This is a genomic window from Flavobacterium sp. 20NA77.7, assembly GCF_031326205.1.
Lineage (GTDB): Bacteria > Bacteroidota > Bacteroidia > Flavobacteriales > Flavobacteriaceae > Flavobacterium > Flavobacterium nakdongensis.
In genome coordinates, this window is record NZ_CP133721.1 from 573,640 (window position 1) to 587,176 (window position 13,537).

The window sequence follows — 13,537 nt, forward strand, 5'->3', positions numbered from 1 at the left end:
TTTTTTGAACACTAATATATAACTAAGATTAAATTTTAAAGTCATGGCAAAAGAAACATTTGATCGTTCGAAGCCCCATTTAAATATTGGTACTATCGGACACGTAGACCACGGGAAAACTACGTTAACAGCTGCAATCACTAAAGTATTAGCTGATGCAGGTTTATCTGAAGCAAAATCATTTGACCAAATTGATAACGCTCCAGAAGAAAAAGAAAGAGGTATTACAATTAATACTTCACACGTTGAGTATTCAACTGCTAATCGTCACTACGCTCACGTTGACTGTCCAGGTCACGCGGATTACGTTAAGAACATGGTTACAGGTGCTGCTCAAATGGATGGTGCTATCTTAGTAGTTGCTGCTACAGATGGTCCAATGCCACAAACTCGTGAGCATATCCTTTTAGGACGTCAAGTAGGTGTGCCTAGAATGGTTGTATTCATGAATAAAGTTGACATGGTTGACGATGCTGAATTATTAGAATTAGTAGAAATGGAAATCAGAGATTTATTATCTTTCTATCAATATGATGGTGATAATGGTCCTGTTGTTCAAGGTTCTGCTTTAGGTGCATTAAACGGTGATCCAAAATGGGTTGCTACTGTAATGGAATTAATGGAAGCAGTTGATAATTGGATTGAATTACCAGCTCGTGACGTTGATAAACCATTCTTAATGCCAGTTGAAGACGTATTTACAATTACAGGTCGTGGAACTGTTGCTACAGGTCGTATCGAAACTGGAGTTGCTAATACTGGAGATCCTGTTGAAATCATTGGTATGGGGGCTGATAAATTAACTTCTACAATTACAGGAGTTGAGATGTTCCGTAAAATCCTTGACAGAGGTGAAGCTGGTGATAACGTAGGTTTATTATTAAGAGGTATTGACAAAGCTGATATCAAAAGAGGTATGGTAATCTGTAAACCAGGTTCAGTTAAACCACATGCTAAATTCAAAGCAGAGGTTTATATCTTGAAAAAAGAAGAAGGTGGTCGTCATACACCATTCCACAATAACTACCGTCCTCAGTTTTATGTACGTACAACTGACGTAACAGGTACAATTTCTTTACCAGCAGGTAGAGATATGGTTATGCCTGGAGATAACTTAACTATTGAAGTTGAATTATTAAGTGCAATTGCATTATCAGTAGGTTTACGTTTTGCTGTTCGTGAAGGTGGTAGAACTGTAGGTGCTGGTCAGGTAACTGAAATTTTAGACTAATTACAAGTTTAAATTAATATAAGAATCAGTGTCGTTTTGACGGCACTGGTTTTTTAACATACGAGCGTAGTTCAAGGGTAGAATAGTGGTCTCCAAAACCATTGATGGGGGTTCGAATCCCTCCGCTCGTGCTAAATAAAGTAAAATATCATGTTAAAATATTTTTCTGAAGCTTTCGAAGAATTAAAGTCTAATGTAACTTGGCCTGCTTGGGACGAAGTCCAAAAGTATACCATTATAGTTGCATTGTTTTCTGTTATTTTCGCTTTAGCAACATGGGGAGTTGATGTATCTTTCACTAAGATATTAAACGGTTTCTTTAATTTATTAAAAGGTTAATATACAATGGCTGATAATAATGTAAAGAAGTGGTATGTTGTAAGAGCTGTAAGTGGCCAAGAAAACAAGATTAAGTCTTATATCGAACAAGAGATTAATCGTGTTGGAATGGCTGATTATATTTCTCAAGTACTTGTGCCTACTGAAAAAGTTGTGCAAGTAAGAGATGGGAAAAAAATAGCAAAAGAAAGAGTGTATTTTCCTGGTTATGTTATGATAGAAGCTAACTTAACTGGAGAAATTCCTCATATAATAAAATCAATTACGGGTGTTATTGGATTTTTAGGTGAGACTAAAGGCGGAGACGCAGTTCCTTTAAGACAAGCTGAAGTAAACCGTATGTTAGGTAAAGTTGATGAGTTATCTGTTAAAACAGAAAACATCAACATTCCATATACTATTGGTGAAACAGTAAAAGTTATTGATGGACCTTTCAATGGATTCAATGGAACTATTGAAAAAGTAAATGAAGAAAAGCGTAAACTTGAAGTAATGGTGAAAATTTTTGGAAGAAAAACACCTTTAGAACTAAGTTTTATGCAAGTTGAAAAAGTATAATTTTCGTTACATATATAAATCACATCAATCGCTTCCAATTGATAGATGTGCTAAATTTTTTTAAAAAATGGCAAAAGAAGTTAGTAAAGTAGTTAAACTACAAGTTAAGGGAGGTGCTGCGAATCCATCGCCACCGGTTGGACCTGCTTTGGGGGCTGCTGGGGTTAACATCATGGAGTTCTGTAAGCAGTTTAATGCAAGAACACAAGATAAACCTGGCAAAGTTTTACCAGTACAAATTACTGTGTATAAAGACAAGTCTTTTGACTTTGTTGTTAAAACGCCACCTGCTGCAATTCAATTATTAGAGGCAGCAAAATTAAAGTCTGGTTCAGGTGAACCTAACCGTAAAAAGGTTGCAAGTGTTACTTGGGATCAAATTAAGACTATTGCTGAAGACAAAATGCCAGACTTAAACGCTTTTACTTTAGAAAAAGCAATGAGTATGGTTGCAGGTACAGCAAGATCTATGGGTATTACAGTAACAGGAAATGCTCCTTTTTAATCGTTAAAAAGAATTAGACATGGCAAAATTGACAAAAAAGCAAAAAGTGGCTGCATCAAAAATTGAGAAGAATAAATTATATTCTTTAAAAGAAGCTTCGGCTTTAATTAAAGAAATAGCTTCTGCAAAATTTGATGAGTCTGTTGATATCGCAGTACGTTTAGGTGTAGATCCTAGAAAAGCGAATCAAATGGTTAGAGGTGTGGTTTCATTACCTCACGGAACTGGTAAAGATGTAAGAGTGTTAGCACTTGTTACTCCTGATAAAGAAGCTGAAGCTAAAGCAGCTGGTGCAGACCACGTTGGGTTAGATGATTATCTTCAAAAAATCAAAGACGGTTGGACAGATGTTGATGTAATCATCACAATGCCTGCTGTTATGGGTAAATTAGGTCCATTAGGACGTGTTTTAGGACCAAGAGGTTTAATGCCTAATCCTAAAACAGGTACAGTAACTATGGATGTTGCTAAGGCTGTTCAAGAAGTAAAAGCTGGTAAAATTGACTTTAAAGTTGATAAAACTGGTATCGTTCATGCAGGTATAGGTAAAGTATCATTCGATGCAGATAAAATCTATGACAATGCACACGAAATTGTTCAAACATTAATCAAATTAAAACCAACTGCAGCTAAAGGTACTTATATTAAGTCTATTCACTTATCAAGTACACAAAGTCCTGCTATTGCTTTAGATCCTAAAGCAGTATAATTGGTAGTTAAAAATATTTAGTATGACTAGAGAAGAAAAAGCAATTGCTATTCAAGATTTAACTGCACAGTTAGAAGGTGTAAATGTTGTTTATTTAGCAGACATTTCAGGACTAGATGCAGATACTACCTCAAATCTAAGAAGAGCTTGTTTCAAAGCAGGTATCAAATTAGAAGTGGTAAAAAACACATTGCTAGAGAAAGCATTGGAAGCTTCGGCTACAGATTACGGTGATTTATCATCTGTTTTAAAAGGAAATACATCAATGATGATTGCTGAAACCGCAAATGGACCAGCTAAAATTATCAAAGAATTCCGTAAAAAAGGAGATAAACCAGTTTTCAAAGGAGCTTTTATTAATCAAGAAATCTATATCGGAGATAACTTATTAGATAGCTTAGTAGCTATTAAATCTAAAGAAGAAGTTATTGGCGAAATCATTGGATTACTTCAATCTCCTGCTAAACGAATCCTTTCTGCTTTATTAAATAATGCAGAAACAAAAGGTGAAGTAGCAGAATAATACAAACGCACTATAAATTATTATATTTTTTAAACACATTAAAGATAGAAAAAATGGCAGATTTAAAACAATTCGCAGAGCAATTAGTTAACTTAACAGTTAAAGAAGTTAACGAATTAGCAACAATATTAAAAGATGAGTATGGTATCGAGCCTGCTGCTGCAGCAGTAGTAGTTGCTGGAGGAGCTGGTGCTGGTGATGCTGGTGCTGCTGAACAAACAGAATTTACAGTAGTATTAAAAGATGCTGGAGCTTCTAAATTAGGAGTTGTTAAAGCAGTTAAAGAATTAACTGGTTTAGGACTTAAAGAAGCTAAAGATTTAGTTGATGCTGCTCCAACAAATGTTAAAGAAGGTGTTTCTAAAGACGAAGCAGAAGGTCTTAAGAAAGCACTTGAAGAAGCAGGAGCTGTTGTTGAGTTAAAATAAGCTAACTTATCAAAAAAAGCTAGGTTTAGACCTTGAGATTTCCTCTCAAAGGTCTAAACCATTTTGCGTATATTAAATTTTTTAATTTTACAAAAAAAGTAACCATAAACGAAGAAAGAAAATAATCTAACTTTCCTGGTTTATTTTCAAAGATGTTATGGTTATTAAAAAAGGAAGTATAATTAAGCATGTGTTTTACACAAAAAAATTACTTTTTTTAATCAAAATTTTGTCCATTGATGATTGCTAATCAGACTGAAAGAATCAATTTTGCCTCAACGAAAAATATTCCTAATTATCCAGATTTTCTTGATATACAAGTAAAATCATTTAGAGATTTTTTCCAGTTAGAAACTAAATCTGATGAGAGAGGTAACGAGGGTCTTTACAACACCTTCATGGAAAATTTTCCAATAACTGATACTAGAAATCAATTCGTTCTAGAGTTTCTAGATTATTTTATTGATCCTCCTAGATATACTATCGAAGAATGTATCGATAGAGGCTTGACGTATAGTGTGCCTCTAAAAGCACGTTTAAAATTATATTGTACAGATCCTGAACATGAAGATTTTGAAACAATAGTTCAAGATGTTTATTTAGGAACTATTCCATACATGACGCCAAGCGGAACATTTGTTATTAATGGCGCAGAACGTGTTGTAGTGTCTCAATTGCATAGATCACCTGGAGTTTTCTTCGGACAATCTTTCCATGCAAATGGAACTAAATTATATTCAGCAAGAATTATACCTTTTAAAGGTTCTTGGATTGAATTTGCAACAGATATCAATAACGTAATGTACGCGTACATTGATAGAAAGAAAAAATTACCTGTAACTACTCTTTTCAGAGCGATTGGTTTTGAAAGAGATAAAGATATTCTTGAAATTTTTGATCTTGCAGAAGAAATTAAAGTTTCAAAAACAGGAATCAAAAAATTCATCGGTAGAAGATTAGCTGCTCGTGTGTTAAATACTTGGCATGAAGATTTCGTGGATGAGGATACAGGAGAAGTAGTATCTATTGAGCGTAATGAAATTATTTTAGACCGTGATACTATCTTAGATAAAGATAATGTAGAAGAAATTTTAGAAGCGGATGTAAAATCTATTTTATTACACAAAGAGGATAATAATCAAGCAGATTTTGCTATTATCCATAATACATTGCAAAAAGACCCTACTAACTCTGAAAAAGAGGCTGTAGAACATATATATAGACAATTACGTAATGCAGAACCACCTGATGAGGAAACAGCTCGTGGTATCATCGATAAATTATTCTTCTCAGACCAACGTTACAACTTAGGTGATGTAGGTCGTTACAGAATGAATAAAAAGTTAGGCTTAGATATCCCGATGGATAAACAAGTATTAACAAAAGAAGATATTATTACGATTGTAAAATACTTAATTGAATTAATTAATTCAAAAGCAGAAATTGATGATATTGACCACTTATCGAACCGTCGCGTTAGAACTGTAGGGGAACAATTGTCAGCTCAATTTGGTGTTGGTTTAGCGCGTATGGCTCGTACAATTCGTGAAAGAATGAATGTGCGTGATAACGAAGTGTTTACACCAATCGATTTGATTAATGCAAAAACATTATCATCAGTAATTAATTCATTCTTTGGAACAAACCAGTTGTCTCAGTTTATGGATCAAACGAATCCATTAGCTGAAATTACACACAAACGTCGTTTGTCAGCTCTTGGACCTGGTGGTTTATCGAGAGAAAGAGCAGGTTTCGAGGTTCGTGACGTTCACTATACGCATTATGGTCGTTTATGTCCAATTGAAACACCTGAGGGACCAAACATTGGTTTGATTTCATCATTAGGTGTGTATGCTAAAGTAAACGGAATGGGATTCATTGAAACACCATATCGTAAAGTTGATAATGGTAAAGTGGATTTAGTTTCGGAACCAATTTATTTAAGCGCAGAAGAAGAAGAAGGTAAATTAATTGCGCAAGCAAATATTACCATGGATGCAAATGGAAAAATTACTGCAGATAAAGTAATTGCAAGAGAAGAAGGAGATTTCCCTGTAGTAGAGCCAAGTGCTGTACATTATACAGACGTTGCCCCTAATCAAATTGCATCTATTTCAGCTTCATTAATTCCATTCTTAGAGCATGATGATGCGAACCGTGCCTTGATGGGATCTAACATGATGCGTCAGGCTGTACCTCTTTTAAGACCACAAGCACCTATTGTAGGTACTGGTTTAGAAAGACAAGTTGCGTCTGATTCTAGAGTGTTAATTAATGCGGAAGGTTCTGGAGTTGTAACTTATGTTGACGCCAACATGATTACAATAAAATACGACAGAACAGAGGAAGAAAGAATGGTAAGTTTTGATGAAGACGAAAAAACATATCAATTAATCAAATTTAGAAAAACAAATCAAAGTACTACAATTAACTTAAAACCTATTGTTAGAAAAGGAGATAAAGTAGTAAAAGGTCAGGTACTTTGTGAAGGATATGCTACACAAAACGGAGAATTAGCTTTAGGTAGAAATTTACAAGTTGCCTTCATGCCTTGGAAAGGGTATAACTTTGAGGATGCAATTGTAATTTCTGAAAAAGTAGTTCGTGATGATATTTTTACCTCTATTCACGTAGATGATTATTCATTAGAAGTTAGAGATACAAAATTAGGTAATGAAGAATTAACTAATGATATCCCTAATGTTTCTGAAGAGGCTACTAAAGACCTTGATGAAAATGGTATGATCAGAATTGGTGCAGAAGTAAAACCTGGTGATATCTTAATTGGGAAAATTACACCTAAAGGAGAATCAGATCCTACACCAGAAGAAAAATTATTACGCGCTATCTTTGGAGATAAAGCAGGTGATGTTAAAGATGCGTCATTAAAAGCTTCACCTTCATTAAACGGTGTGGTTTTAGATAAAAAATTATTTGCGAAAGCAGTAAAAGATAAACGCAAACGTACTAAGGATAAAGAAGATTTAGATAAACTTGAAATGGAATTTGAAGTAAAATTCAATGAACTTAAAGACAAGTTAATCGATAAATTATTCTTAATTGTTGACGGAAAAACATCTCAAGGTGTACTTAATGATTTAGGTGAAGAAGTATTACCAAAAGGTAAAAAATTCACTAAAAAAATGCTACAAGCCGTTGAAGATTTTGCTCATTTAACAAAAGGGCAATGGACAACTGACGAGCATACAAACTCATTAATTAACGACTTAATTCACAACTATAAAATCAAATTAAATGATTTACAAGGGGTATTAAGAAGAGAGAAATTTACCATTACAGTAGGTGATGAATTACCATCAGGAATCTTAAAATTAGCTAAAGTTTATATTGCTAAAAAACGTAAGCTAAGAGTAGGGGATAAAATGGCAGGACGTCACGGAAATAAAGGTATCGTTGCAAAAATTGTACGTCAAGAAGATATGCCATTCTTAGAAGATGGAACACCAGTTGATATCGTATTGAATCCACTTGGAGTACCTTCTCGTATGAACATCGGACAAATTTATGAAACTGTTCTTGGATGGGCAGGATTAAAATTAGGGAAGAAGTTTGCTACGCCAATCTTTGACGGTGCATCACTAGATGAAATCAATGAATTTACAGATGAAGCGGGAATTCCTAGATTTGGTCATACGTATTTGTATGATGGAGGAACAGGAGAACGTTTCCATCAAGCAGCTACTGTGGGTGTAATTTATATGCTTAAATTAGGTCACATGGTAGATGATAAAATGCATGCACGTTCAATAGGTCCATACTCATTGATTACACAACAACCATTAGGTGGTAAAGCACAATTTGGTGGTCAACGTTTCGGAGAGATGGAGGTTTGGGCACTTGAAGCTTATGGTGCTTCTAGTACGCTTAGAGAGATCTTAACGGTTAAATCTGATGACGTAACAGGTAGAGCAAAAACTTACGAAGCAATCGTTAAGGGAGAAACTATGCCAGAACCAGGATTACCTGAATCATTCAATGTATTAATGCATGAATTAAAAGGTCTTGGATTAGACATTAGATTAGAAGAATAATAAAGTTTGCAGTTTCAGTCGCGGTAATCAGTTTCTGCGACTGAAAACTGAAAAACAAAACAAAAAATTTAAATAAATCGATAGTATTCATATCATGACAAAATTAAAAGATAAAAATACCGTTAAAAGATTTAACAGAATCACAATAGGTTTAGCATCACCTGAGTCAATTTTAGCTGAGTCAAGAGGTGAGGTTCTAAAACCGGAAACGATTAACTATCGTACGCACAAACCAGAGCGTGATGGCCTTTTCTGTGAAAGAATATTCGGACCTGTAAAAGACTATGAATGTGCTTGTGGAAAATATAAAAGAATTCGCTACAAAGGAATCGTTTGTGACCGTTGTGGGGTTGAAGTAACAGAAAAGAAAGTACGTAGAGATAGAGTAGGACATATTAATTTAGTTGTGCCTATCGCTCATATTTGGTATTTCCGTTCACTTCCAAATAAAATTGGTTATATATTAGGCTTACCGTCTAAAAAATTAGACATGATTATCTACTACGAAAGATATGTAGTTATTCAAGCGGGTATTGCTAAAGGTTTAGATGGTGAAACATTAAATAGATTAGATTTCTTAACAGAAGAAGAATATCTAAATATTTTGGATTCTTTACCAATGGAAAACCAATATTTAGACGATTCAGATCCAAATAAATTCATCGCTAAAATGGGTGCTGAATGTATTATGGATTTATTGTCTCGCATTGATTTAGATGAATTATCTTATTCATTACGTCATGCTGCAAACAATGAAACGTCTAAACAAAGAAAAACAGAAGCATTAAAACGTTTAAATGTTGTAGAATCATTCCGTGAGTCTAACAATAACAGAGAAAATCTTCCAGAATGGATGATTCTAAAAGTTATCCCAGTTATTCCACCTGAATTACGTCCACTTGTGCCACTTGATGGAGGACGTTTTGCTACTTCAGATTTAAATGATTTATACAGAAGAGTAATTATCCGTAACAATCGTTTAAAACGATTAATGGAAATTAAAGCCCCTGAAGTTATCTTGCGTAATGAAAAACGTATGCTTCAAGAAGCAGTAGATTCATTATTTGACAATACAAGAAAAGCATCAGCGGTAAAAACAGAATCAAACAGACCATTAAAATCTTTATCAGATTCATTAAAAGGTAAACAAGGACGTTTCCGTCAAAACTTATTAGGTAAACGTGTAGATTATTCTGCTCGTTCTGTAATTGTTGTTGGACCAGAAATGAAATTGTTTGAATGTGGTTTACCAAAAGATATGGCTGCAGAATTGTACAAACCATTCGTTATTCGTAAATTAATCGAAAGAGGAATCGTTAAAACAGTTAAGTCGGCTAAGAAAATTATTGATAAAAAAGAGCCAGTAGTATGGGATATTCTTGAAAATGTAATCAAAGGACATCCAGTATTACTAAACCGTGCTCCTACACTTCACCGTTTAGGTATTCAAGCATTCCAGCCTAAGTTAATTGAAGGAAAAGCAATCCAGTTACACCCATTAGTATGTACGGCGTTTAATGCCGATTTCGATGGTGACCAGATGGCCGTTCACTTACCATTAGGACCAGAAGCGATATTAGAAGCGCAATTATTAATGTTAGCTTCTCACAATATCTTGAATCCTGCAAATGGTGCACCTATTACAGTACCATCTCAAGACATGGTTCTTGGGTTATACTACATGACGAAAGAACGTTTGTCAACACCTGAAGTGCCTGTTAAAGGTGAAGGGTTAACGTTTTATTCTGTAGAAGAAGTACATATTGCTTTAAATGAAGGAAGACTTGATTTAAATGCAAGAGTAAAAGTACGTGCCAAAGATTTTAATGAAAACGGAGAATTAGTATACAAAATTATTCAAACTACAGCTGGTAGAGTATTATTTAATGAAGTAGTGCCTGAAGCAGCTGGATACATCAATGAAGTCTTAACTAAAAAATCGTTAAGAGATATTATTGGTAATATTTTATCTGCAACTTCAGTTCCTGAAACGGCTGCTTTCCTTGATAATATTAAGGATATGGGATACAAATTTGCCTTCAAAGGTGGATTGTCATTCTCGTTAGGGGATATCAAAGTTCCAGAAAAGAAATTTGAATTAATTGCTGATGCAAACGGACAAGTAGACGCAATTACGATGAACTATAACATGGGTCTTATTACAAACAATGAGCGTTATAATCAGGTAATTGACGTGTGGACTTCTACAAATGCACAATTAACAGAATTAGCTATGAAAAACATTAGAGAAGACCAACAAGGGTTCAACTCGGTGTATATGATGCTTGATTCTGGAGCAAGGGGTTCTAAAGAACAAATCCGTCAGTTAACAGGTATGCGTGGTTTGATGGCTAAGCCAAAAAAATCAACTGCTGCGGGTGGAGAAATTATTGAAAATCCAATTCTTTCTAACTTTAAAGAAGGATTATCGATTTTAGAATACTTTATTTCTACGCACGGTGCACGTAAAGGTCTTGCCGATACCGCTCTTAAAACTGCCGATGCAGGATATTTAACAAGAAGATTACATGACGTTTCTCAAGATGTTATTATCAATTCAGTAGATTGTGGTACATTAAGAGGTATTGAAGTTTCTGCGTTAAAGAAAAATGAGGAAATCGTTGAAACGTTAGGTGAAAGAATTTTAGGTCGTGTAGCGTTACAAGATGTAATCAATCCATTAGATTCTGAAGTATTGGTTCATGCAGGTGAGCAAATTACAGAAGCTATTGTAAAACAAATAGAAGCATCACCATTAGAAAAAGTTGAAGTACGTTCGGCCTTAACTTGTGAAGCTAAAAAAGGAATCTGTGCAAAATGTTACGGTAGAAACTTAGCTACGGGTAAAATGGCCCAAAAAGGGGAAGCAGTTGGTGTTATTGCAGCACAATCAATTGGTGAACCAGGAACTCAGTTAACCCTTCGTACATTCCACGTTGGTGGGGTTGCAGGAGGTATATCTGAAGAGTCTAGTATTGTAGCACGTTTTGCAGGTAAATTAGAAATAGAAGACCTTAAAACAGTTAAAGGGGAAGATAACGAAGGAAATACAGTTGATATTGTAATTTCTCGTTCTACAGAATTAAAATTAGTAGAACCAAAAACAGGTATCGTCTTAAATACACACAACATTCCTTATGGATCTACCATTTTTGTTAAAGACGGAGACACGTTAGAAAAAGGTGCTACGATCTGTAAATGGGACCCATATAATGGGGTAATTATTTCTGAATTTACAGGTAAAGTAGGGTACGAAGATATTGAACAAGGACAATCGTTCTTAGTTGAAATTGACGAACAAACAGGTTTCCAAGAAAAAGTAATTTCAGAAGCAAGAAATAAAAAATTAATTCCAACCTTACATATTTATGGTAAAGATGGTGAATTAATTAGATCGTATAACTTACCAGTAGGAGCGCACCTTATGGTAGATGACGGAGAAAAAATTAAAGCGGGTAAAGTTTTAGTTAAAATTCCACGTCGTTCTTCTAAAGCAGGCGATATTACCGGAGGTTTACCAAGAATTACAGAGTTGTTAGAAGCACGTAATCCTTCAAACCCAGCGGTAGTTTCTGAAATTGATGGTGTAGTTACTTTTGGAAAAGTAAAAAGAGGAAATAGAGAAATTTCTATTGAATCTAAATTTGGTGAAGTGAAGAAATATTTAGTAAAACTTTCTAACCAAATCTTAGTTCAAGAAAATGACTTTGTAAGAGCAGGTATGCCATTGTCTGATGGAGCTATTACACCAGATGATATCTTAAGAATTCAAGGACCTTCTGCTGTGCAACAGTACTTGGTAAATGAAATTCAAGAAGTATATCGTTTACAAGGGGTAAAAATCAATGACAAACACTTCGAAGTAGTGATTCGTCAAATGATGCGAAAAGTTCAAATTCAAGATCCAGGTGATACCTTATTCTTAGAAGATCAATTAGCTCATACACGTGATTTTATTGAAGAAAACGACAAGTTGTATGGTATGAAAGTAGTAGAAGACGCAGGTGATTCAGCTACATTAAAACCAGGACAAATTATTTCTCCTAGAGAATTAAGAGACGAAAATTCTTTATTAAAACGTGAAGATAAAAATTTAGTAGTAGCAAGAGATGTAGTTACGGCAACGGCAACTCCAGTACTTCAAGGTATTACTAGAGCATCGTTACAAACTAAATCATTTATTTCAGCGGCTTCGTTCCAAGAAACAACTAAAGTATTAAATGAAGCAGCAGTAGCTGGTAAAATAGATACGTTAGAAGGCTTAAAAGAAAATGTAATTGTAGGTCACAGAATCCCTGCTGGTACAGGTATGAGAGACTACGACAACATTCTTGTAGGTTCAAAAGACGAGTACAGCGAAATGATGGCTGCGAAAGAAGAATTTAATTATTAAGAGTTCTTCTTGCTATACCTATAAAAACCTAACAGATTTTTTCTGTTAGGTTTTTTTTTAATCAAAAGGTTTTAGTAATATTGTGGTAGGAGTTAAGAGTAATTAGTAATTAGTAATATGTGAAAAGTTACCTATAACCTATTAACAACTCCTAACTCATTTTTTGTGTAACTTTGTGAAACCTTCGTGATACTTTGTGATACAGCTTTAAAAGGTGTAAGGTAATAGGTAAATGGTTAAAGAAAAACATATACTTATATTCCTAATATGCCTTATATGTTTAAAAAAAATAAAAAATTATACGTTAATAGTAACCCATAACTCGTAAATAAAAAACTAAATTTATAAAATAATGGAAAACAACAATCAAGACGGACAAATTAATATAGAATTAGACGAACAAATTGCAGAAGGCATTTACTCTAATTTAGCAATAATTAACCATTCTAATACAGAGTTTGTATTAGATTTTATTAGCATTATGCCTGGGGTGCCCAAAGCAAAAGTAAAATCACGTATTGTATTAACTCCTCAACATGCCAAACGCTTACTAAAAGCACTAGGCGAAAACATCCATCGTTTTGAAGCTACACACGGTGAAATCAAAGAAGGGGAGCAACCCACCATTCCTTTAAATTTTGGACCCGCAGGACAAGCCTAACATTGAAAACTCTTTAAGAAATTAAAGAGTTTTTTATTTTTTGTTAATTATTTAGCATTATTATCTAAAATTTAGTAAAAATAAAATAAAAATGATGTAGAGGTGTTATTTATTTAAAAAAACAAATATATTTGTAAA

Annotated in this window: 10 protein-coding genes and 1 tRNA gene; all 11 read left to right on the forward strand. The window is 34.2% G+C overall.

Annotation, left to right across the window (positions count from 1 at the left end; genetic code table 11):
• The first annotated feature begins 43 nt into the window (after window positions 1-43).
• Window positions 44-1,231 carry an elongation factor Tu gene (gene tuf / locus RF683_RS02470; RefSeq protein ID WP_298655819.1) on the forward strand — a complete coding sequence of 396 codons (1,188 nt, stop codon included), beginning with the start codon at window positions 44-46 and terminating at the stop codon, window positions 1,229-1,231.
• A gap of 60 nt (window positions 1,232-1,291) precedes the next feature.
• Window positions 1,292-1,362: transfer RNA gene (locus RF683_RS02475), tRNA-Trp, on the forward strand.
• A gap of 19 nt (window positions 1,363-1,381) precedes the next feature.
• Window positions 1,382-1,570, forward strand: a complete 189-nt coding sequence (gene secE / locus RF683_RS02480; protein ID WP_291274365.1) for a preprotein translocase subunit SecE — start codon at window positions 1,382-1,384, stop codon at window positions 1,568-1,570.
• Window positions 1,571-1,576: 6 nt separating this feature from the next.
• The gene (gene nusG, locus RF683_RS02485; protein ID WP_298655812.1) at window positions 1,577-2,128 is read left to right on the forward strand and encodes a transcription termination/antitermination protein NusG; all 552 of its coding nucleotides are present in this window, start codon (window positions 1,577-1,579) and stop codon (window positions 2,126-2,128) included.
• A gap of 67 nt (window positions 2,129-2,195) precedes the next feature.
• Window positions 2,196-2,633 carry a 50S ribosomal protein L11 gene (gene rplK / locus RF683_RS02490; RefSeq protein ID WP_298655809.1) on the forward strand — a complete coding sequence of 146 codons (438 nt, stop codon included), beginning with the start codon at window positions 2,196-2,198 and terminating at the stop codon, window positions 2,631-2,633.
• A gap of 19 nt (window positions 2,634-2,652) precedes the next feature.
• Window positions 2,653-3,342: a 50S ribosomal protein L1 gene (gene rplA, locus RF683_RS02495; protein WP_298655806.1), complete on the forward strand. Its 690-nt coding sequence runs from the start codon at window positions 2,653-2,655 to the stop codon at window positions 3,340-3,342.
• Between the two features lie 22 nt (window positions 3,343-3,364).
• The gene (gene rplJ, locus RF683_RS02500) at window positions 3,365-3,865 is read left to right on the forward strand and encodes a 50S ribosomal protein L10 (RefSeq protein ID WP_298655803.1); all 501 of its coding nucleotides are present in this window, start codon (window positions 3,365-3,367) and stop codon (window positions 3,863-3,865) included.
• A 53-nt stretch (window positions 3,866-3,918) separates the two neighbouring features.
• Window positions 3,919-4,293 (forward strand): 50S ribosomal protein L7/L12, encoded by a 375-nt coding sequence (gene rplL, locus RF683_RS02505; protein ID WP_309532642.1) that lies wholly within the window; start codon window positions 3,919-3,921, stop codon window positions 4,291-4,293.
• A gap of 239 nt (window positions 4,294-4,532) precedes the next feature.
• Window positions 4,533-8,345 (forward strand): DNA-directed RNA polymerase subunit beta, encoded by a 3,813-nt coding sequence (gene rpoB / locus RF683_RS02510; RefSeq protein ID WP_309532643.1) that lies wholly within the window; start codon window positions 4,533-4,535, stop codon window positions 8,343-8,345.
• Window positions 8,346-8,439: 94 nt separating this feature from the next.
• Complete coding sequence (rpoC, locus tag RF683_RS02515; RefSeq protein ID WP_309532644.1) at window positions 8,440-12,738, forward strand: DNA-directed RNA polymerase subunit beta'; 4,299 nt, start codon at window positions 8,440-8,442, stop codon at window positions 12,736-12,738.
• Between the two features lie 352 nt (window positions 12,739-13,090).
• A complete protein-coding gene (locus RF683_RS02520) occupies window positions 13,091-13,399 on the forward strand; it encodes a DUF3467 domain-containing protein (protein ID WP_309532645.1) in 309 nt (102 codons plus the stop codon).
• Window positions 13,400-13,537: the final 138 nt, after the last annotated feature.